The sequence below is a fragment of the Streptomyces fungicidicus genome, assembly GCF_003665435.1.
Taxonomy (GTDB): domain Bacteria; phylum Actinomycetota; class Actinomycetes; order Streptomycetales; family Streptomycetaceae; genus Streptomyces; species Streptomyces fungicidicus.
In genome coordinates, this window is the sequence record NZ_CP023407.1 from 4,032,666 (window position 1) to 4,052,552 (window position 19,887).

Annotated in this window: 20 protein-coding genes and 3 pseudogenes; 12 read left to right on the top strand and 11 right to left on the bottom strand. The window is 70.2% G+C overall.

The window, feature by feature from the left end:
- Positions 1–342 precede the first annotated feature (342 nt).
- The 6 genes and pseudogenes from CNQ36_RS35290 to CNQ36_RS18435 all read left to right on the top strand — a co-directional run bounded on the left by CNQ36_RS35290 (position 343) and on the right by CNQ36_RS18435 (position 3,762).
- Positions 343–498: a hypothetical protein gene (locus CNQ36_RS35290; protein ID WP_228313001.1), complete on the top strand. Its 156-nt coding sequence runs from the start codon at positions 343–345 to the stop codon at positions 496–498.
- Between the two features lie 345 nt (positions 499–843).
- Complete coding sequence (locus CNQ36_RS18410) at positions 844–1,065, top strand: type II toxin-antitoxin system VapB family antitoxin (RefSeq protein ID WP_004928730.1); 222 nt, start codon at positions 844–846, stop codon at positions 1,063–1,065.
- The gene (locus CNQ36_RS18415) at positions 1,062–1,472 is read left to right on the top strand and encodes a PIN domain-containing protein (RefSeq protein ID WP_121546814.1); all 411 of its coding nucleotides are present in this window, start codon (positions 1,062–1,064) and stop codon (positions 1,470–1,472) included. Before CNQ36_RS18410 ends, CNQ36_RS18415 begins: the two co-directional genes overlap by 4 nt.
- A gap of 33 nt (positions 1,473–1,505) precedes the next feature.
- Positions 1,506–1,782 (top strand): annotated as a pseudogene (locus tag CNQ36_RS18420) (integrase); the annotation flags it as partial.
- A 772-nt stretch (positions 1,783–2,554) separates the two neighbouring features.
- Positions 2,555–2,918 (top strand): annotated as a pseudogene (locus CNQ36_RS35295) (pyridine nucleotide-disulfide oxidoreductase); the annotation flags it as partial.
- Positions 2,919–3,228: 310 nt separating this feature from the next.
- Entirely contained in the window at positions 3,229–3,762 is a 534-nt protein-coding gene (locus CNQ36_RS18435) for a DUF5994 family protein (protein ID WP_121546815.1), read from the top strand.
- On the opposite strand, the gene CNQ36_RS18440 is transcribed toward CNQ36_RS18435, so the two are convergent.
- Positions 3,730–4,125: a DUF5994 family protein gene (locus tag CNQ36_RS18440; RefSeq protein ID WP_203550461.1), complete on the bottom strand. Its 396-nt coding sequence runs from the start codon at positions 4,123–4,125 to the stop codon at positions 3,730–3,732. The two genes, CNQ36_RS18435 and CNQ36_RS18440, sit on opposite strands and share 33 nt — an antisense overlap.
- 315 nt (positions 4,126–4,440) lie before the next feature.
- Here CNQ36_RS18440 and CNQ36_RS18445 point away from each other — a divergent pair, with 315 nt between their 5' ends.
- Complete coding sequence (locus CNQ36_RS18445) at positions 4,441–5,031, top strand: DUF5994 family protein (protein ID WP_033276641.1); 591 nt, start codon at positions 4,441–4,443, stop codon at positions 5,029–5,031.
- Positions 5,032–5,036: 5 nt separating this feature from the next.
- Positions 5,037–5,318 (top strand): hypothetical protein, encoded by a 282-nt coding sequence (locus tag CNQ36_RS18450; RefSeq protein WP_033276642.1) that lies wholly within the window; start codon positions 5,037–5,039, stop codon positions 5,316–5,318.
- Here CNQ36_RS18450 and CNQ36_RS18455 read toward each other — a convergent pair.
- From CNQ36_RS18455 to CNQ36_RS35940, 6 genes and pseudogenes are all read right to left on the bottom strand, one after another.
- Positions 5,315–6,355: a fatty acid desaturase family protein gene (locus CNQ36_RS18455; RefSeq protein ID WP_121546816.1), complete on the bottom strand. Its 1,041-nt coding sequence runs from the start codon at positions 6,353–6,355 to the stop codon at positions 5,315–5,317. The genes CNQ36_RS18450 and CNQ36_RS18455 overlap by 4 nt on opposite strands.
- 100 nt (positions 6,356–6,455) lie before the next feature.
- The gene (locus tag CNQ36_RS18460) at positions 6,456–6,977 is read right to left on the bottom strand and encodes a DUF5994 family protein (RefSeq protein ID WP_037640747.1); all 522 of its coding nucleotides are present in this window, start codon (positions 6,975–6,977) and stop codon (positions 6,456–6,458) included.
- A gap of 393 nt (positions 6,978–7,370) precedes the next feature.
- Positions 7,371–9,098 (bottom strand): SpoIIE family protein phosphatase, encoded by a 1,728-nt coding sequence (locus tag CNQ36_RS18470; RefSeq protein WP_163013293.1) that lies wholly within the window; start codon positions 9,096–9,098, stop codon positions 7,371–7,373.
- A gap of 738 nt (positions 9,099–9,836) precedes the next feature.
- Complete coding sequence (locus CNQ36_RS18480; protein ID WP_121546818.1) at positions 9,837–10,202, bottom strand: hypothetical protein; 366 nt, start codon at positions 10,200–10,202, stop codon at positions 9,837–9,839.
- 14 nt (positions 10,203–10,216) lie between these two features.
- Complete coding sequence (locus tag CNQ36_RS18485) at positions 10,217–11,173, bottom strand: NsdA family TPR-like regulatory protein (RefSeq protein ID WP_458379761.1); 957 nt, start codon at positions 11,171–11,173, stop codon at positions 10,217–10,219.
- 181 nt (positions 11,174–11,354) lie between these two features.
- Positions 11,355–11,474: pseudogene (locus CNQ36_RS35940) on the bottom strand (helix-turn-helix transcriptional regulator); the annotation flags it as partial.
- A 167-nt stretch (positions 11,475–11,641) separates the two neighbouring features.
- Between CNQ36_RS35940 and CNQ36_RS18490 the strand changes: the two are divergent.
- The 4 genes from CNQ36_RS18490 to CNQ36_RS18500 all read left to right on the top strand — a co-directional run bounded on the left by CNQ36_RS18490 (position 11,642) and on the right by CNQ36_RS18500 (position 14,998).
- Entirely contained in the window at positions 11,642–12,013 is a 372-nt protein-coding gene (locus CNQ36_RS18490; protein ID WP_163013294.1) for a hypothetical protein, read from the top strand.
- Positions 12,006–12,155 carry a hypothetical protein gene (locus tag CNQ36_RS34745; protein WP_157842197.1) on the top strand — a complete coding sequence of 50 codons (150 nt, stop codon included), beginning with the start codon at positions 12,006–12,008 and terminating at the stop codon, positions 12,153–12,155. The genes CNQ36_RS18490 and CNQ36_RS34745 overlap by 8 nt, the downstream gene beginning before the upstream one ends.
- Before the next feature lie 786 nt (positions 12,156–12,941).
- Positions 12,942–14,255 (top strand): asparagine synthetase B family protein, encoded by a 1,314-nt coding sequence (locus CNQ36_RS18495; RefSeq protein ID WP_228313003.1) that lies wholly within the window; start codon positions 12,942–12,944, stop codon positions 14,253–14,255.
- On the top strand, positions 14,252–14,998 hold the full coding sequence (locus tag CNQ36_RS18500; RefSeq protein ID WP_033276647.1) for a class I SAM-dependent methyltransferase: 747 nt from the start codon (positions 14,252–14,254) through the stop codon (positions 14,996–14,998). Before CNQ36_RS18495 ends, CNQ36_RS18500 begins: the two co-directional genes overlap by 4 nt.
- Before the next feature lie 14 nt (positions 14,999–15,012).
- On the opposite strand, the gene CNQ36_RS18505 is transcribed toward CNQ36_RS18500, so the two are convergent.
- The 4 genes from CNQ36_RS18505 to CNQ36_RS18520 form a co-directional block, all read right to left on the bottom strand.
- Positions 15,013–16,755, bottom strand: coding sequence for a relaxase/mobilization nuclease domain-containing protein (locus CNQ36_RS18505; RefSeq protein WP_121546821.1), 1,743 nt, complete (start codon positions 16,753–16,755; stop codon positions 15,013–15,015).
- Positions 16,752–17,180 (bottom strand): plasmid mobilization protein, encoded by a 429-nt coding sequence (locus tag CNQ36_RS18510; protein WP_370878991.1) that lies wholly within the window; start codon positions 17,178–17,180, stop codon positions 16,752–16,754. The genes CNQ36_RS18505 and CNQ36_RS18510 overlap by 4 nt, the downstream gene beginning before the upstream one ends.
- 785 nt (positions 17,181–17,965) lie before the next feature.
- A complete protein-coding gene (locus CNQ36_RS18515; RefSeq protein ID WP_121548507.1) occupies positions 17,966–18,658 on the bottom strand; it encodes an ATP-binding protein in 693 nt (230 codons plus the stop codon).
- Positions 18,655–19,611: a hypothetical protein gene (locus CNQ36_RS18520; RefSeq protein ID WP_037640754.1), complete on the bottom strand. Its 957-nt coding sequence runs from the start codon at positions 19,609–19,611 to the stop codon at positions 18,655–18,657. The genes CNQ36_RS18515 and CNQ36_RS18520 overlap by 4 nt, the downstream gene beginning before the upstream one ends.
- Positions 19,612–19,887 lie beyond the last annotated feature (276 nt).

Here is a 19,887-nt window from a genome sequence, read left to right on the forward strand (position 1 = left end):
ACCCGCCTCGGGACACTCGGCCACTGCGTACCGGCCGTTCCCGGCGACGGCCACGGTGATCCGGGACGGGGCCCGCGTCCCGCGGTGGATACCGGCCCACCGACGTGCCGGCGTCGTCGTCGAAGGCGGTGGCGGACAGGCGCGCGGCGGAGGTCGTGCGCAGCCGGGCGGCGGTGTCCTGGCAATGGGCCGTGCCGTTGTCCTCGCGGGTGACCGCGAGGCGGCAGTCCGGGCTCAGCCGCATGTGATTGCCGTGTCCGGCGCCGGTCGTGGTGGGACGGACCGCAGCGGGAGGTGTCCGCGCGCAAGTAATCCGGCGGGCTGCCCACCACGGCGGCGACGGTGACCACCGCGGTGGTCACGGCCGTACGCCGGGCAGTACTGCTGGTGGCCGGCGACAAGGCCGGAAACCGGCAGCGCTGGTACGACATCCTCAGCCCAAGTGGCCGCGTCTACGGGGGTCTCGGCACCTCGGGTCTCCGCCATCGAGGATGGTGAGCCGGATCGCGCCGAGGTCGCGACCCTCCGGGCCTGGATGGAGACACTCGGCGGTCGACTGCGCGTAGGCGCGGACTTCGGGGACGTGGAGTACACGGCCGCGTGAGACGCGCGCCAAAGCTCTCGTCAACCAGCAAGGCCCAGGTCTCCGGCCCGGGCCTTCTTGTGGAGCGGGTGACGAGAATCGAACTCGCGCTCTCAGCTTGGGAAGCGACGGCGCTTGCGTGGACGCGTAACTGTGGAGGGCCCGTCGCGACTGCGATACCAGGAGCCGACATGTGGACCAGTGAATGTTGGTGACGTATTCTTCTATGTACATTACCAACATTGCGCGGGAGGTGCGATATGTCCGTGACTCAGATTGACATCGACGACGACGCCCTGGAGCGAGCCATGGCTCTGGCCCACGTCCGGACCAAGAAGGAGGCGGTCAACCTCGCTCTGAATTTCTATGCCGAGCAGCAGGAGCGTGCGGCGCGCATCAGCCGTCACTTCGAGCGTGCCCGTGAGTGGGGTGCCGTTGAGGACGCCGAGCGTCTGCACAGGGCGGAGAAGCGCAACCGGTGATCTACCTGCTCGACACGTCCGGCCTGGTCCGGCTGCTCCGCGATCCGAAACTGCAATCGGCCTGGTACGACGCGATCGATGCCGGGGCCATCGCATCCTGCTACGTGCAACGCGCCGAGTTCCTCCACAGTGCCCGGAACGGGCGCGAGTACGACGAGATCACGGAAATGTTCACCGACCTCTACCCCGACGTGTCGGTACCGAAGAACGCGGGGCGCTGGATCGGCGCGGTGCAGCACCGCATGGCTCGGGCAGGGGAGCATCGCAGCGCCTCGGCGGTGGACCTCCTCATCGCCGCCACCGCGGCCCACCATGGCCTGGCTGTCCTCCACGATGATGCCGACTATCGGGCGATTGCCCGGCACGCATCCGACCTGACCGAGCACAACGTCCACGACATCGCTTGAGGCGCCTTGCCGCCCGACAGGTGCAGCGTGTGGCGGGCCCGTGAGGTCCCAGGTCTCCCGGACGGTTTCCGCTTCCACGACCTCCGCCACACCGGACACACCCCGTCCACCCGCTCCGGCGCCACCCTTCGGGACGCGATGGTGCGCCGCCGGCCAGTCCTCCGAGAAGGCGGCGCTGATCTACCAGCACTCCGACGAGGACCGGCAACGGGAGGCCGCCGCCGGACTGGACGACCTCGTACGCGCCGAGCGTGCGAAGCACCACACCGACGACCGCGCGCACCACAGGGAGGAGCCACCGGCGGGCTAATGGTGCGGTTGTGGTGCGGCACCCGCTCACCGGTCTGGACAACAAAGAACCCCCGGGTCACTGACCTGGGGGTTTCGCGTGGAGCGGGTGACGAGAATCGAACTCGCGCTCTCAGCTTGGGAAGCGAGGGCGCTTCACGGGTGAGACCACCTCTCACCTGCGGCTACGTATTCTGGAGCGCGCTTTCGGCTACCTGTTCCGCGCCGCTGTTTACCGTTGTTGTCCGGTCGTATGGGCACGCTGTGGGCACGAGGCTGGTCGGCGCTGCTTCGCGGAGGGCCGCTGGGCACTTGGCGATGAGGAATGCCTGGCGGGGGAGCACCGCTGCCACGGTGACTTGCGTGTGCACACTCCTAACCGAGGATGCCAAGATCACAAAAAGCGTCTCTTTGGGTACAGACTTCGATCTTCGCCGCAGGCAGCCTGGGGTTCTGGGCGAGGAGGCGGCCGATGTGGTGGATCGGGATGGGGCTCGGAAGCGTCGCGGGTGTTGTGGTCCTGCGCGTTCTGCTCCGGCAGGTCCGGGGGCTGTTGCTGGACATCGGTGACTTGGTGTGTGCGTGGACCGAGGTTTTTGTCGAGTATCGGCAGCAAGGCGGGCCGAGGGGGTGGATGCTGCGCTGCCCGCTATCGGTGTTCCGGCGTCGCAGAGGCTCCGAGGCGCTTGCGTAGGCTCAGGTAGACGATCAGCGTGATGCCATGGTCGGTCTGAGCGGCCCCGTCTTCGCGTGGTGGACGGTACCGGTGTGACGGTCGACGACGAAGATCGCGCTCCGACCTCGCCCACGACACCGAACTGACCTGGGTGACCCAGCGTCCGCCCCGGTACCTTGCCGACGACATCGACGGCCGCGCCCTGTTCGACGCGGCCACCGCCCGACGCCGTGCCCTCGGCGAGGGCCGCACCGACACGGGAGGCGTCGCCTCGCTGGGGGACATCGTCGCCGTACCGCCGGTGCGCGAGGCCCGGGAGGCCGGGCGGCTCAAAGCGTCGCCCATGTTCGCCCGCCTCGACCGTGACGGCGTCGCCTGGGCCGACGGGCACGCGCGCGCCCGCCGACGCCGTAATTTGGTGCACCGGTTACCGGCCTGCCCTCTCGCACTTGCCACCCCTGGGTCTGCGCGGCACGCGCGGTTGCCGCCTTCGGCGCGGGGCTGCGGTCCGCGGTTGGTCAGCGCGTTCCTTGCGGTGGGGGGAGTACGTCGTGGTGGCGGGCGTTGGTATTGCGCCGACGCAGGTAGCGGTGCAGTGCCTGGGTTTGTCGCGGGGCGGCTGCGGTGGTGGTGGGTGGGGGAGGAAGCACAGCTCGACCTTGTTCTTCTACGTGTATGCGGCGGTGACGGTGAGTAGCCCGGTGATCGTGGAATCCCGGCCGTCGTCGGCCGTGGAGTACCGTGAAACCAGGAGACTTTCGGTTTGCCGTCCCCGGTAGGCAGGCGAGTGCGATGTCCGACCCCGACCCCCCGCGGGTGACCAGGCTCCTGCCCGACGCTGTGCATCAGGCGGTTTCGCGACCTGGAACCGCGGTGGTGCGGCTTGAGACGACGCATGACCGGAAGGGTGCGCTCGACGGGGCGTGGTGGCCCCGCTCCCGCGACATCGCCGGTGAACTGCCCGGCCTCGTCTCCGCGCTGTCCGAGTACCTCGGGCCGATCACACGTGTCGGTCTGGACACCGACGCCTGGGACGAGCTGCCGACGCGGCTGACGATCGACGGTCGTGTCGTCCGCATCGACTCCTTCCCGGTCGGAGACGACACCGTTCTCATCACCCGGGGCAGCAATGATCTCTTTTCGCTGCTGGTGGTTCCGCCGCACACCGCGGCCGACGCGGCCCGCGCGGCCATGGCCGCGGCCGTGCGCGCCGGCAGTCAGACGTCGGCGGAACAGATCCTCATCGACACCGGCACGGAGCGTGTGGGTCCGGGGCATGCACGCGCCGCTGCGCTACGCCACGGCCGCCATGAGCCGGGCTGCTGACGACGCGCTCGTCGGGGGCGGCACCACGAGGAGATCCCAGCGGCCCGCGGTGTAGGACTGCAGCAGGATCCTGTGCGGGTTGAGCACCTCGGTGAATCGGTCGACCGCCACCTCGTAGCCGTTGACGACGACCAGGCCGTGCGGGAGAGGCTGCCAGTGGCGGGGATTGACGGCCACGTGGGTGAGCCGGCCCCACAGCGGATCGATCACGTCGGCCAGTTCGCCGAGTTCTCGTGCCAGGTCGCGGGTCCGTGGCCACCAAGCGCCGTCCGGACGGCCGAAACGGCTGGCGGATCCGAGGACGAGGCGCGCGGCACGTGAGCGGAACGGTGCCGCGTGCGGACGCAGCTGAGTGGAGTTCATGATCATGAGGAAGAAGCCTGACTGCGGGCCTGCGCTGGCTGACGGAGCGCCCGGTGGTTGGGTGACCGAGGACGGGACCGGCGGCGCCGGTGCACGAAAGCCCTCGAAGTCCTCAGGCTACTCCTCGACGAGCCCCGACGAGAGGCTTCGGCCTCATCGGGTGGGCTGCTCCCGGCGTACGGCCTGCTCGGGCGCCGCGAAGAGTAGGCTGGAGGTACCGGGAACACTCCGCGCACGGACATTTCGCGTCTGTGCCGTTTTCGGTGATCGAATACGCCGGGTCGGCTCAGGCCCGCCCGGGGCAGGGTTCGCGTCATGACTGCGACCGTCTCCCCTCCGACGACGTCCGAAGACCGGCGTCCCATGTCCCCCGTACGCCTCTCGCTCGCTCCCGCCGGTTCGGCACCGCTTCTGCTGGACGGCGCCTGGTGGCCACGCTCGCGTGATCTCGCCGCCGAACTGCCTGCCCTGGCGTCCGTTCTCGATCCGCTGTGGGGGCGGGTCACCCGGGTCACGGTGAACCCCGCCCAGTGGCCGGTCGTCCCGCGCAAGGTGCCTGTCGCCGGGCACGTGGTGAAGGTGGGCTGGTTCCGCTTCGAGCAGGACGAGCACGAGTTGCTGCTGCTCTCCTACCACGTGGGCCGCTGGAACCTGCTGGTCGTTCCCCCGCAGACGCCTCCGGCCGCGGCCGCCTGGCTGATGGCCGCTGCGAGCGACCCGCGCCGGATAGCGACCGCGAGCAGCCTGCTGGCGGATGCCGCGCGTCTGACGGTGACCGCCGAGGCCGACCGCACCAGGGAAGCGGTGTGGGAGTCCGAAGGAGGACATGGAGCCGGTGCTTCCGTCACTTCTCCATGGCTTCGAGTCGCCGTCGCCACACCGGAGGACCGGCCGGAAAGGGTGTGAGGGCCATGGACATCCTGGTGACGGTGTTCGTGCTGCTGGCGGTGATCGCGGCAGGCGCGTTCCTCATCCACCGGCTGAACTCTCAGCACGGGGACAGAAGCGCCGCCTTCCACTACGGCCGCAGCGGTGTCGTCGCACCAGACCGGAAGACCGACGAAGGGCCGGCGGTACGCCGACGGTCCCCGGTTGCCAACGACGGCGGCGAGCGCCGGGGCTCCTGGTACGGCGGACGCGGACGGCTGCGTCCTGGACGCCGCCGTACCCACGGCGGCGTCTCGCCCCGCTAGGTGGGGACGCGGGTCCGTCGGAGCGGGGCGCCGGCGTCGTGGAGGCTGGTGAGTGCCAACCGGTAGGAGGCGACCAGGCCCGTTTCCGCGTAGTCGACGCCCACGTCCCGGCAGTACCGCCGGACGATGGCGCGGGCCTTGCGCAGGTTGGGGCTGGGCATGCTCGGGAACAGGTGGTGCTCGATCTGGTGGTTCAGGCCGCCGAGCGCCAGGTCGGTGAACCGGCCGCCGTTGACGTTGCGTGAGGTCAGCACCTGGCGGCGGAGGAAGTCGGGGCGGTCGTCGGCCGTCAGGATCGGCATCCCCTTGTGGTTGGGTGCGAAGGCCGAACCGAGGTAGACGCCGAACAGGCACTGGTGGACGGCGAGGAAGGCGATCGCCATCCCGGGCGGCAGGACCCAGAACAGGGCGGCCAGGTAGACGGCGCAGTGCCCCAGGAGCAGAGCGCCGTCGACCGCCCGGCGTTTGAGCCGGCGGTTGGCCATGGCCCTGCCGCTCGCCACGTGCAGGTTGAAGCCCTCCAGCGTGAGCAGGGGAAAGAAGAGGAACGCCTGCCAGCGGCCGAGCAGGCGGGGCAGTCCGGTGGCGGCGCGGGCCTGGTCCGGGGACCAGACGAGCAGGTCGGGTCCGATGTCGGGGTCGAGGTTCTCGGTGTTGGGGTTGGCGTGGTGACGGGTGTGCTTGTCCTGCCACCAGCCGTAGCTCATGCCGATCGACGCGCCGGCGATCCGTCCGGACAACTCGCTGGCCCGGCGGCGGCGGAACACCTGCCGGTGGGCCATGTCATGGGCGACCAGGGCGACTTGCCCGTACATCACGGCCAGGAACGCGGCGATCGCCAGTGTCCAGCAGGAGGCGCCGACGAGGACGAACGCGGCCCATCCGGCGGCGTAGAGCCCGGTCACGGCGGTGATGCGTAACGTGTAGTAGCCGGGGCGGCGCCCCAGCAGTCCGGCGTCCGCGATCTTCTTCGACAGCCGGGCGAAGTCGCTGCCGGGAGTGTCGGAGCGCGTGGCGGTGGTGGTGGCCATGGTCATGAGGACGTCTCTCTCAGAAGCGGGCGGATGACTCGGGGCGGCCCCAGGGCGAGTTGGGCGCGGGGAGCGGGTGCGTACATGGACGTGCCCGCGGCGGCTCCTACCACCGAGGGGCCCGGGTGCCCCGCCCGGTGGGCCCCACACGGCCGTGGGGACCTGCCGCCGCCGTCGGGGTCGGGGGCCGGGCTTCTCCGTCGGCGCCGGGCCGCCGGTCGTCCAGGGCGGCGGCCGTGAGGAGAGCGGCTGCTTCCTCCGTCGCGTCCGGCGGGATCACCTGCAGATCCCAACGGCCGAGCCCGGGGGAGAGCAGGACGACCCGGTCCGGAGCGTGCGGAGAGGCGGGGGCCTTGTGCAGGCGGACGACCTGGTTGGCGACGAACATGCGCCCCGGTGCCGCCGACCAGGCCGCGGCGTCCACGGTGACGCCGGTGATGTCGCCCCACGCTCTCGGCAGCGCGGCGAGCATCTTCGGGAGCTGTGTCAGAAGATCGCGGGAGTACGGCCACCACACCCCGTCGATCCGGCGCGGCAGCGCGCCGTGTGGCGCGAGACGCAGGCGGACGAGGGGCAGGGGCGGGGGCGGAGGCGGGGTGGACGGTGCGGTGGGGACTGTGGTGATCACGTGGGTTCTTTCTGACGAGGTGGGTGCCGGCCGGTTCGGCAGGGCACGGCGGCCGACGGTCCGCGGGCTGTCGGGCAGCGCCGGACGTGGCCGGTGGATCCGGGTGCTGGAGGTCGTGCCTGGCCGCTCTTGCCGGAGGAAAGCGCCGACGACCGCCGCGAGTTCGCGAGAAGGGAGTCGGCGGGCGTATGCGGGGTGAAGGGGGGAGACCCTTCCGCGTGACGAACGCCGGTGGATACCGGGGTGGAGCCGGTCCGCCACCGGCGTGCCTGATGCCCTCGGTCTCCTCAGACTACTCCTCGGCGAGTAAAGGCGGCGTGACAGCAGGTCATCAGTGGCGTGGGAGATGGTGGGCGCCTCCGCGGCACCGGCCCGGTCCGACGGCCACCACGCTCATGGCGGCGGTACGCGCAGGGCGAGCAGGGCCACGTCGTCGGTGCTGCCGGGCGGCAGGTGGGCGAGGACCTTTCCGCACAGCCTGTCCAGCGGTTCGTGGACGAGAGTGAGGGCGTGCCGGAGCAGCCGGTCCAGGCCCGTGTCGAGGTCGCTGCCCGGTGTCTCGACGAGCCCGTCCGTGTACAGCAGCAGGGTGGAGCCGGGCTTCAGGGGATGCGTGGCGTCCGGTCGGTCCGCGTCGCCGACGGATCCGGTGCCGAGGAGCAGCCCCTGGCCGGCTTCAAGAAAGCATGCGGTGCCGTCCGGGGAGAGGAGCAGCGGGGGCGGGTGCCCCGCGCTGGTCCAGCGGAGCGTCCACGGTCCCGTGTCCGGGTCGCCCTCGACGCGGGCGAGGATCAGGGTGGCCAGCGGGACGGTGGTGATGACCGGCATGGCGGCGTCGAGGCGGTCGACGACGGCGCCGGGCGGTCCCGTGTGGTCCCAGGCCAGCGAACGCAGAATGCCGTGCAGTTGGGCCATACCGGCCGCCGCGGTCAGGTCGTGGCCCACGACGTCACCGATGACCAGGGCGAGCGCGCCGTCCTTCAGGATGAAGGCGTCGTACCAGTCCCCACCGACCTGCGAGCCCGCAGGTGCGGGCTGGTAGCGGGCGGCCAGCCGGAGATGGCCGTGCTGCGGCAGCGGGGCGAGCAGGTTGCGCTGCATCGCCTCGGCGACGGCGCGCTGACGGCCGTAGCGGCGGGTGTTGTCGATGACCACGCCGACCCGGCGGCCGACGTCACTCACTGCCGCCAGGTCGTCCTCGTCGAAGGGATGCGCCGGGTCGGTGCGCACCACCGTCAGCGCCCCGGTGATCCGGTCCCGGGCGCCGAGCGGCACCGTGATGGCGGAGCGCGCACCCACCGCGGCCAGGAAGCCACTGTGGAGAGCCACCAGAGGCGGATGTGCGGCGGCCGGGGTGACGGCAGCCACCCGCTCCTGGAGCACGGATTCGCCCCCGGTCAGCGCATGGCCCAGCGGCGAGTCCTCCCCCTCACCGGCTCCCTCCGCGCCGAGTACGCTCCGGCCCTGGAATCCGGCGTCCCGTCCCTCCGGACCGGTCACCGTCACCCGGTGGACCTCGCCGGAACCGGTCCGCAGGTCCACCGCGGCCCAGTCGGCCAGACGGGGCACGAGCAGCCGCACCAGGCGGGCCAGCGCCTCGTCGGTCTCCAGAGTCTGCCCCAGGACGTCCGTGATCTCCGCGACCAGGGACAGCCGCTCGTTGAGGTCCTCCAAGGCGCGCGTGCGCGCCGTTCGCTCCCGATGGACGCGGCGGTCCCCCGTGGCGTCCGTGAACAGCAATGCCATGCCTTGCACGCAGCCGTCCTCCGTCAAGGGGGACACGGACCAGGAGACAGCCAGCAGACGACCGTCACCGCGCAGATACGTGCCGCCCTCCCCTCGCGCCCCCTGCCCCTCGGCCAGCGCGTGGAGCAGTGGGCACCGGTCTCGCGGCACCTTGTTGCCGTCCGCGTCCCGGTGCAGCAGATCGTGTGCGTCGGCGCCCCGCATCGCGGCGGCGGTGCGGCCCAGCAGCCGCTCGGCCGCCGGGTTCGCGGCGATCACCCGTCCGGCTGTGTCCAGCACCAGCACCGCCGTGCCCAGCCGCTCGACGACCTGCCGCCAGAAACCCGGTTCGTCCGCCGGCCACGGCCCCACGTCATCACCCACCGCATCGCGCACGGACCCTCCAGTGGCTGCCTTCCCGTCGATGGTGCTCCGACGCGGCCCTGCTCGCACGGCACCGGGGCAGTCGGCGCACACCGCGCGGGCACGGCCCACGGGCCAGCCAGGTATGTCCGGACCAGGGGCAGTCGTCATCCCGCTGTCTGTCCAGACGCAGTGTCTCCCGGGCGGTTGGTCGGCTCGTCTCCGGCGAGCCGTACTCAGCGCCGTCCTCGCCCCGGTCCGCGAGGAGCGCAGCTCCGCCCGGGCACGGGCGTCGGATGCTCAGGACCACGGACGCGGCCAGGACCGTGACGAGGACGGCGAGGCCAGCAGGTGGCGGGATCCCCGGGATGCTGCTCGATGAAGGCGTCGTCGCCGACCGTCAGGACGGCGAGCACACTGTTTACGGCTACGACGGTGTTGCAGCGGCTGACGGGCTGGCCACGATGGTGACAGTCAAAGCCTCGGCGGTCGTGGGGGAGGAAGCCCGTCCCGAGTCGGGACAAGAGGTTTGTCCCTTTTCGGGACATGACGCCCGTCCCGAAAAGGGACAACCAGAAACCCCGCAGAACAGTTCGGAGCCGCGCGCATGCTCAACAGGATCCGCCCGCTGTCCGGCCCCCTCGCCGCGCCGGTCCCACAGGAGCTGAACCGTGACGCGGCGGTCGGAAACGAGCCGCGAAGGGAGGGCCGATCGACGCCGTAGGAAGCCCGGCGATTGCGCAGGCCGATTTGAATGGCAGCCCCGTGCGACTACTTCAGAGCGTCCTCGATCGCCTCGAAGATGTCCGCGTCGGTCTCTTTCTGCCAGTCGGGCAGGGAAGCCCAGTCGGCGACATAGCCCGGCTTCGGGTTCTCGAAGTGCTTGTACATCTGCGCGGTCCAGCAGGTGGCGACAAAGCGGCTCTTCTGCTCGCGGGTGAGGCGGGAGGCGTGGCGGTCGCTGAGGTCGAGGAACTGGCGCACCTGGTCGTGGACGGCACCGGCGGCCTGGCGCTCCCACTCGGGGGTCTCTTCCCAGGGGGTGACGTAGCCGGGCTTCGGCTCGCCGGGGAAGTGCTTGCGCACTCCGGTGATCCAAGCCTCGCGGAACAGTCGGGCGCCCTCGGACTGCGACATGCCTTCCCCTCTCGTCACGTCGTGCACAGTGCGTCGATCTCGGCGCCCAGCTCCGCCACACGAGCGTCGCGGGAGAGCGGGCCGAGGTCGGTTCGTAGCCCCTGAAGTTTATGGGCGACGTAACCCGAGGAGGTCTTGTGGGCGAGTCGCAGGGCCTCCCCGCCGTAGGCGAGTACTTGGTCGGGGTCCTGGCGCCGGGCGCCGATGGCCGCGAGGTCGGTCAGTACCGCACCGCGTCGGCGGAAGGACTGGCCGGAAGCGAGGATGTCCTGGCTGAGCGCGCTGCTGAGTGCCATCTCAGCGAGGTCGAGGCGTCCAAGCTGGAGGTAGCGCGCGCCACGCTCTTCTGCGAGGCGGGAGCCGTCGAAACGCAGCCAGCCACCGTTGTGGGCCGCCCCGCTCAGGCCGGTCACCTTCTCCGCCTCGTCCAAGGCGCGTTCGCAGGCGGAGAGGTCGCCGAGGCCGGCGTACGCCTCGGCTTGGACGGCAGCGACCCAGTAGCGGGTGGACAGGGAACCGTCCCCGCGCCTTGCCACCTTCTCGGCGGCCGACAGCGTGCCGACCGCGTCGGCGTACCGGCGTTCGTGCAGATCGACGTAGGCGTGGCGGACGAGGGCACACGCCCACAGGTCGTAGGACTTCGCCTCCTGGCTGGCAGAGGCGGCGAGCGTGTAGGAGGCGGCGGCGTCGGTGTAGCGGTTGCCGTCGAAGGCCAGTTCTCCTGCGAGCTGGAAGAGGTCGCCGGCCGCGCCGCACAGGGCCTGTGCTTCGACCTCGGGCCGTCCGTCGAGGGTCTCGTTCAGGGCGGTGAGCTGGTCGCGGACGACCGGGTAGACGGAACGCTTGGCACGGGCGAGTTGGTAGACCTGCCACAGGTGTCCGTTCATGCGCAGGAAGTCGTCGGACATCCCGCGCAGCGCGCCCTCCGCGAGGGCTGCGCCCTCGTCGGGGGGGCAGGGCCACCAGGGCACTGGTGACGGTGATGGCGCGCAGGAACTGGCGTCGGATCATGTCGTCGAGGTCCCCTGAGCCGTGGTGGTCGCGAGGCGGCGGCCCTGCCGACTCCGGGTGGGCTGCTCGTGGCTGTCCCACCAAGGCGTCGAGTTCGTCAAGGTCGAGGTGGAGCAGCTCGGCCAGCCGTGGTCTCAGCGGCGGCTGCGGCGTGGTGGAGCGGCCTTCCCAGCGGCCGACGGTCCGTCGGTCCACGCCGAGGGCGTGCGCGAGCTCTTCCTGACTGTAGCCCAGCGCCCTGCGCCGCTCAGCAAGCCCCATGCCGCCCCCTTTCCACGCACCAACCCGCGTCTAACCCGACGGCACCGGGCTGTCCCAGAAGTGTCTCAGGACTGCCCCGCGGATGCCGTGGTCTGCGCCAACACGAGCCGCTTTTCTGGACGTTGTCAGGCACGACAACGGTGGCGACCGGAAGAGGGGTGCGGGCAATGGCAGCAGGAAGCGTCACGTCGTCCGAGGTGGCTGGAGTGTCGATCGTCCTGGAGGCGGTCGACGAGACCGTGGAAACCGCGCTGGCCATTCGCCTGATGATGCCCGAACGCCCGGTGATCGACGCCACGACCCGAGACCTGGTCAGCCACCTGAGAGTGCTGATGGCCGAGGAGCTCGGCTTCGACGAGGACCCGGCCGTCCAGGCGCTGTTCCGGGAGGGCTACCGGGTCCTCGACCTGACGCGTCGGCCGACGGAGCAGTCCCCTCACTTCCATGCCTACCAGTACATGCGGGATCTCGGCTCACTGACCAGACGCTTCGCCGACGTCTACCGCGCGACCCGGAGTAAGGACCAGAACGATGGCTGACCAAACCCCGGCCGAGCCGCCGGTGTGCCGGATCGGCGCCACCCTGCCCGACCAGGAACGAGCACGACGCGTCTTCGTCGGCCGACCTGGCCTCGCGCCGACCGTGGGGCAACAGCGTGGCAAGGACCAGGGCGCGCGGTGAAAGGCCAGGTCACGGCTCAGGTCATGTACATCGCGTGCGTCATGGTGCTCGGGGGATCGATCGTGGTGGCGGTGTCCCGGGGATGGTGAGCCGGCGGCGCAGCAGGCGAGGTCGCCCCTATGGCTGGCGGCAGTGGCTGCTGTCGGCCCTGATCATCGTCTCCACTACCCCGGTCGCCTGGGCTCTGTGGCACCTCGCCCCCGACTGAGAGAGACCACCGGTCCGCTCCGGACCTACCGACTCCCGCTCTGGCCGAGCGAGCCCTCGGGAAGACCCGGTCCCCACCGGGGAAGGGCTCAGCCGCTCTCTCCCCTCGGCCAGAGCGGGCCCCCACCCAACGAGCTCCCGTCCAGTTCGCCGTGAACGCCGGCGGCAGGGACGGGTCCGGGTTCCGCAGCTCGCGGTGCCCGTCCACCCACTCCGCAGGAGGAAGGAACAGTCATGATCATCGACGAACTCTTCACAGGAGACCTGGTCACCGGCGCCCCCAGCATGGACGCGGCGCTGCTCGACAAGATGCCCGGTGGTGGCGACAACAACGGCGACCACTGCAGCTGACCGGCCGGTGAACGCGGCGGAGCAGGGCCTCGCGTCCTGCTCCGCCGCTCCGTAGAGGAGGGGAGCGGAGTGCTCTCGTTTCGTGTGCGACTGGCAGATACCCGGGACGCCGGCTGGCGATGGGACACAGACCGCTGGGTCAAGGGGGAGAGCTGGATCCGGCCCGCTCACGCAACCGTCCTGGTCGCGGACCTCATACCGGGCGACGGATCGAGCGTCTGTGTGCTGGTGCGAGAAGACAGAGACGGTGAAGCCGACTACACGTCGCTGCTCGTCCGGCCCGACGAGATCCAGGTCTCGGCGGGAGTGCTGGGTACCGTCCCGCTGTACCTCATGGTTGTCGGCGACGAGGTCTTCGGGTCCTGGGACATCGTCGACCTCCGGCCGCACCTGCGACCTGACCGGCTCAATCCACGAGCGGTCGCCCGCACCCTGAGCCGCCAACACCGCTACAGCACCGACACCCTCTTCGACGGCGTGTACCGACTCACCGAACGCGCTACCGCGGTCTTCACGCCGGCAGGGCTCTCCATCCCCTACCCCGAGCCCGCCCAACACGTCCTGGAACCCCGCAGCCTCCGTAGCGGAGTGGACCCCGTGACCGTGTTCGACGCACTGCTCACCGAGGCCATGGCCGAGTGGCGATCGACGGCCGGCCGCGTCGGCGTCGAGGTGTCAGGCGGAGCGGACTCGGCCAACGTGGCACTGTCCGCCGTAGCGGCCGGATTCGGCTCCGTGCACACCATGGGGCTGCTCATGGGCGGCCGGATCGGCCAGCTCCAGCGAGACCGACGCCGCTCCCTGGTGGACCACCTGGGATTGCGCGACACCGCCGTGCCGGCGATGCAGCACCCGCCCTTCGTGCCTGGTGGCGTGAGGGAACGCAGACGGCCGCACGATCCGGCAGGCGCCTTCTACCAGGAAGCGTTCGACGTCGTGCGCGGGCACGTGGCCGCACACGGCTGCGAGCTGATCTTCACAGGTGGCGGCGGGGACGAGGTCAACGCCCACCACTCGCGTACGGAAGCCGGACTCCCGCCGATGGAGCCGGTGCCATGGCTCGGCGACAAGGCCACCGCGGCGCTGGCCCAGGTGAACGAGAACCTCGCTCCCATCCCGGTCCTGCCTGTGCCGACGCTCATGGCATTCGGCCTGCACAATCCGGCGTACGTGAGACTCGGTATCTGGCCGGTGGCCCCGCTCGTCCACCCCCGGATGATCCGCTTCATGGAACAGCTGCCGTACGAGTACAAACGCGACAAGAGGATGTTCCGCGACCGACTTCGGCGGACGGGTCTGCCCGAGTCCGTCGCGGCTCCGACCGAGCCGGAGAACTTCCTCGCGGTCATGGAGTCGGGACTGCGCACCTACGGGCTCCCTCTCCTGGACGAGATGCTGACCGATTCCCTGCTGATCGATCTCGGCTACGTTGATGCCGACGCCCTCAGCCGGGCCCGCGACCACGCCGAGCGGACTCCCGCGGTGCCCGACCTGCTGTGCGACACACTCGCCCTGGAAGTCGGACTGCGGAGCCTCGCATGAGCGGCCTGGACATCGCCGAATCCAGACACCTGGCAGCCTCCAACCTCTTCTACCGAGACCCCGCCCTGTACGACAGAGTGCAGTCTGACAGCACCAGCGCGAGCAGCTGTCGGGCGCTCGTCCATCGGCACCGCCCGGACGCCCGCACTCTGCTGGATCTGGGCTGCGGAACCGGGAGAGACCTGGAGCTGCTGGCCCGCCACTTCGACTGCATCGGTGTCGAGTTCCAGCCCGGCCTGGTCGACTACGCCCGCCGCACACGGCCCGGCCTCGACATCCGCCTCGGCGACATGCGCACCATCCGACTCGACCATACCGCTGACGTGCTGACCTGCCTGGGAAACTCCCTCTCCTACGTGCACGACAACCAGGACATCCAGGCGGTCTTCCGGACCTTCGCAGCGCACGCCCGTCCCGGGACGCTCCTTGTACTCTGCTGTTCCGTAGCGCCGATCGAGCGTGATGAGCCGCAGGAAGCAGAGGTCGAGACCGGATCGGGCACGGCCCACGTGACCATCAGCTATGAGTGGGACCTGCGGACCCAGATGAACACCATGCGTCGGCAGTGGGTGTTCAACTCTGGTGAAGAAACACGGGACGTGATCCGTCGGCGTGTTCTCGGGCCGCGTGAGCTGGAGCTGTACGCGACGCTCGCCGGCTTCGACGTCCTCCAGATCACCGACGGGATCGGAGCAGGCACCTTGCACGGGCCTACCGCGTACACCGTGGCCCGGTACAGGTGATCAGGACGCGGTCGTCAGCGCCCACGGCGGGGATCATTCCCTGTCGGGCCGGGCACCGACTGCGTGGTGGGCGCCGAGTGCGAGGTGTGCCGGTTGGCTCGGAGGGCCGTGGCGTTGCGGTCGTCGGGTAGTGCGGGCAGGTGAGCGCTGCGGCGCAGGCGCCAGACGAGGACGTCGCTCATGGATCCGGCGGAGCGTAGTTCGCGCCGTGCCGTGGCTTCGGTCAGCAGGGCGGCCGGGTCATGGCCGGCCCTCCGGGCGTCGTCCAGTGTGGCGGCCAAGGCGGGCCAACCGGACTCGGCTTGGATCTGGTCGGCCAGCTCCGGCAGCACTTGGTGGAGCAGGTTCGCCTGCTGTTGCCGAACACGTTGAGTCAGCCGCCGGCCTCGCTGGCTCAGTGCGGTCATGGGCTGGACTGAGGCGGCCTGGTAGGCGGCGCGGAGGTGCTCGGCGGTTTGCTGGGCTGCTGTGGCCTGCTGGGTGTGATGCTTCCTGGCGTGCCACTTTGCCGCGGCGGTCACGACGAAGACGGCCATGTCGATGAGCATGGCCGTGCAGGCGCCGTCTTCGCCCCGGCCCAGGACCGGCCCGCTGTGGACGAGATCACGGGCGGCTTGTCGCAGGCCCCGGTCGTGCCCGCGTACCGCCTTCACGTGGGAGCGGCTCGCGCGCTCGAACGCGGAGGCTGCCTCGCGCAGTTCGGCCCGGGTGTGGGCGGCGGAGGTCTTGGCCAGCGCGTCCAGGACCTCTCCGGTCGCGGCGATCTGGGCTGCTGCGGTGCCGTCGTCGCCGTGGTCGATCACCAGCAGGGCCTGCCACGTGGCAGCCGCGGCCCGCCGCCGCGCGAACGCGGGGCCTGTCACGGGCGGCAGTGCAGGTTGATCCGGCCATGAACCGTCGATGGCGGTGGGCGTCTCCGAGGGCCGGCTCCAGCGTTCGCGGACACGGGGCAGGGACAGGTCGGGCGCCAGCTTGGAGCCTGAGTAGAAGACCGGCTCGCCGTCCTTGTTCCGGTCATCAGGGAGGGCGACCTTGTACCCGAGGAGATCGCCGGAGGGCGCGAGACGCTTGCGGATCAGCAGACCGGCGGCGGCCAGGCGGTCGAAAAACTCGTCCGTCGAGGCAGCACCGGCCACTGCCCGGCGCACGGACTCACGAAGTTCCTCCCGCGCTGTGCGCTCCCGGCCTTCCCGCTGGGCCTTGTGCCGTTCGGCGCTGGTCGGACGACGGGCTGCGGTGCCATCGCCGGTGGCGAGGCGGCGCAACCCGTAGTCGATCTCGATCACGCGGGCTTCCGCTTGGGAACGCTTACCGTCCTGGCGGATACGGGCTTGGCGGCCGTCCTCTCGTACGACGGTGGCGATGATGTGAATGTGGTCGTCGGCGTGCCGAATCGCTGCCCAGCGGCAGGCGGCGTCGTCACCGTCGGGAGCGATGCCGGTGGCGGCGACCATTCGGCGCGCAATCTCGCCCCACTGCTCGTCCGACAGGACCGGGTCCTCAGGAGCAGCGCGTACCGACAGATGCCATACGTGCTCGGCGGGCCGGCGGTTCTTCGGCAGGGCGTTGACCGGCTGGTCGAGCAGCCGCTGGAGATCGCCGTACGTGGCATCGGAGTCGCGCCCGGGATCAGGGGCGAGGCTGTCCCAGGCGGCCACCAGGTGCGAGTCTGTGTGCTCTTCGTGCGTGCCGGGCCCGTACAAGTAGTGGAGCAGGCCGATGGTGCGCGTGCCTCTTGCGTGGACGCGGGGGATCACCCGGCTGTCCTGTTGTCCAAGTGGTGCTGGGTGAAGGCGTCGACGCGCTTGGCGGCGCGCTGGACGGTGGCGAGGACCGCCTCTGCCTGCGATGCGTCGGCGCCGGAGTTCAGCGCCTTGGCGACCTGGTTGAGGTTGTTGCCGAGTTGCCCGAGGTGGCGCCGCAGCGCGAACAGCTCGTGCAGCATCTCTCGCTCGCCTGCGATGTCCGCGGCGGTACGGCCGAGGTCGTGGGCGGCGTCGAGAGCGGAGCGGGCGAGGAAGCCGGCGATGCTCATGTGGCACGTGGCGGCTGCTCGGGCGAGCAGTTGGTACTCGGCGTCGTTCATGCGGCAGCTGGGCTGGTGCAGGCGCTTGTTCTCGTCGCGCAGGCGTTCGCGCTGCTGTATGCGGGGCTGCGACGGAGAGGTGCGCGCGCAGTCGATGCTGTGGTTCGCGTGTAGCTCTTCCCCGCCGGTTTGCGATCCGTCCTCGGTCGCTTCCGGGCCCGCCGCTCTCGGGGCGGGAGACGCAAGAGCATTGCTCCCGTCGGGAGCAATGCTCTTGCACCAACTTGCTCCGTCGGAGGCTGAGATGGTGGCCCCCTGACGCACGTCGTCAGGAGTGTGCTGATGTGGTTGGTGCATGGGTCGCTTTTCTGGGTGGGTGTTCCACGGTGAGAACCCGTAGCGGCGGCCGTGCGCGGCTGGTACCGGGCGGGCTCGTTACGGGACCGTGTGGGGTGGGCTCCAGGTTGGAGCGGTCCGCGGGGACCGGTCCTCTCTTCCTCTGCGCATCACGCTTGGGGACCGCGGGCCGCGTTGTGCGGGTCTTCGGTCCTCGGCAGGACCGGGACCTGGCAGGGCTCGGTCCTCCCTCACGATTGACTGTCATTCGCGGTGCAGGACCGTTGTTTCCGCCCACCTGGGGGCTGTGACCTGCTGCTTTGCCAGGAGACCGTTTTCGTGTCCGACGGGACCGTCGGGGACCGGTCCCCGAGACGTACGGGACCGGTCCCCGATGTCTGGTGAGGACCGGTCCCCACCTCGGGCGGCCACGGTCCCGGGACCGGGATGCTCGGTCCTCGCATGTGCCATCCGGTCCCCGGCCATTGAGGACTGGTCCCCGACACCCTCGCTCGGTCCTCGACGCGGCACGCGGCCGGTCCTCCTGGTGAAAGGACGCGCGCTCGCAGACTGCCCTTCCGTCGTCCGGTCTTCTTCCTCCATCGTCAGGGGGAGCGGTGACGTCGTCTGTCAGGGCCCTTGAGGATGACGCGGTCGGTCATCTCCGCGAGGCGGGAAGCGACGCGGTCACCGAGGGTGGTGCGCAGCTCGGCGGTGGGGAGGTTGGTCGTGATGAGGGTGGGGAGCATGTGCTCGTACCGGTGGTTGATGAGCCGGTAGGTCAGCTCCTCGGTCCACTCGCTGGTCTTGGCCGCACCGAGGTCGTCCAGGAGCAGCAGTGGGCTGCGGGCCAGGGTCTGCAGGTCGCGTTCGGCGTCGTGGTCGGCACGGGGACGCAGGCGGGCGTACAGGTCGGCGGTGGTGACGGCTTCCCAGCGCAGGCGGACCCCGCGGGTGAGGAGTGCCCGGACGGCGCCGTACGCCTGATGCGTCTTGCCCGTGCCGGTGGGGCCGGCGATCAGCAGGGAGGGACCCTCGGCGATGCCGGGCCCACTGGGGCCGGGGCGTCCGGCATGGGCGATGTGGTCGGCCCAGGTGATGATCTGAGGGTGGTCGGCGAGGGCGCGGCGGTAGCGGGCCGGGATGCGGGCGTCGGCCAGCTCCAAGGCGGTGACGGGTTCGGCGGGCGGCTCCGTGGCTACGGCGCCGGGGTCGATGCCGCGGCCCGCCAGTATGCCGTTCAGACGGTCGGCGAGCAGGCCGACGGGCTGGGGTTCGCGGGTGAGGGTGGAGGTCAGAGCTGTTCTCCGTAGGCGGCTTCGGCGTCGGCGGGGTTTGTCCACGGCCTGTGGATGACGGGCTGGGCGAGGGCGGCGTTCATGGCCTCGTGCACCAGGCTCGGCAGGATGCTGGGGTGCTTGCCCTTGGTCCTGTGGAGGACGAGCCCTGCCCTGATGTGGTCGGGAGCGATGCCTTCGGCGAGCAGCTTGCGCACCTCTCGGCCGAGATGGCCCAGGACGTCCTGGGGCGGGCGGTGGGCGCATGCCGCGCTGTATTCGGCGATGAGCTGCTTGGCCGAGACGGTGCTGGCCGCGGGGGCGCTTGCGCCCCCCGAAGGGGTAGATCCTAGATCCATGATCCTAGGTCCTAGATCCGGACCGTGAGGTGTCACCGCGGCCTCAAGCACGAGTCCATGAGGTTCAGGTGAGGGCTCACTGACTGCCTCCTGACCTGCGGTTTTGTTGGTGGTTTCCGTTTGGTTCGAGGGATCGTGTGGGTTCCGTGCCCCTTCACTGTCACCTCCGTGAGGGTTCGGCGCATGGTCCGCGACGGCTCCGTGCGTTACGGACGGCGCGGGTGCCACGGCCTCGACAGTCTTGGTGCCGCCCGGGGCACCGTTCGGATCGTTGTGGCGAGGGCAGGCCGGGATGCGGCTCTTGCTGGCCCGGTTGATCTTCTGGTGCTTGTGCCACGTGACGATGTGCAGGTAGCGCTTGTCGTCCGGGCCCTTGTACCGGCAGACCAGGCCGGCGTCGGCCAGCTGGGCGAGATCCTTCTCGACCTCGGCGGGAGTGTGCTCCGGACGCAGAACCCACAGCTGACCGGCGATGATCGCCGCGTGGTCGCGATAGCGGCCTTGGTCGTCGGCCTGAGTGAGCAGGCCGAAGAAGGTGCGCTCGGCGGTCAGGGTGACGACGGCGAGGGATTCGGAGACGAAGGCTTCGGGCTTGATGGTGCGGATCCGTGCCAAGAGCGGAGTGTTCCTCACTCGGTGGCCGATGGGCGGGCACCCATGGCTCACCGTCGGTCGTGACGGCAAAGGCGGGGGAGTTGGCCGGCCGTGGACGCGAGGCTGGCTGAGAGCCGGTCGCGCTTTCCGGGGGTGTCGTCAACATAGCCACACCCGAGCGGCACAAGTCCAGCCCTGACCTGTCGAATCTCTGTCGGCAGAAAGGCCGTCGGGAATCGGGGCGGCGAGGGCGGCGTGAAAACGGTAGGTCACGATCGGCGGTTGACCAAATAGTTG

Coding starts and splice junctions, on each gene's coding strand:
- CNQ36_RS18410 (WP_004928730.1), top strand. CDS start 844: ATGTCCGTGACTCAGATTGACATCGACGACGACGCCCTGGAGCGAGCC.
- CNQ36_RS18435 (WP_121546815.1), top strand. CDS start 3,229: ATGTCCGACCCCGACCCCCCGCGGGTGACCAGGCTCCTGCCCGACGCT.
- CNQ36_RS18440 (WP_203550461.1), bottom strand. CDS start 4,125: ATGAACTCCACTCAGCTGCGTCCGCACGCGGCACCGTTCCGCTCACGT.
- CNQ36_RS18445 (WP_033276641.1), top strand. CDS start 4,441: ATGACTGCGACCGTCTCCCCTCCGACGACGTCCGAAGACCGGCGTCCC.
- CNQ36_RS18450 (WP_033276642.1), top strand. CDS start 5,037: ATGGACATCCTGGTGACGGTGTTCGTGCTGCTGGCGGTGATCGCGGCA.
- CNQ36_RS18455 (WP_121546816.1), bottom strand. CDS start 6,355: ATGACCATGGCCACCACCACCGCCACGCGCTCCGACACTCCCGGCAGC.
- CNQ36_RS18480 (WP_121546818.1), bottom strand. CDS start 10,202: ATGTCGCAGTCCGAGGGCGCCCGACTGTTCCGCGAGGCTTGGATCACC.
- CNQ36_RS18490 (WP_163013294.1), top strand. CDS start 11,642: ATGGCAGCAGGAAGCGTCACGTCGTCCGAGGTGGCTGGAGTGTCGATC.
- CNQ36_RS34745 (WP_157842197.1), top strand. CDS start 12,006: ATGGCTGACCAAACCCCGGCCGAGCCGCCGGTGTGCCGGATCGGCGCC.
- CNQ36_RS18500 (WP_033276647.1), top strand. CDS start 14,252: ATGAGCGGCCTGGACATCGCCGAATCCAGACACCTGGCAGCCTCCAAC.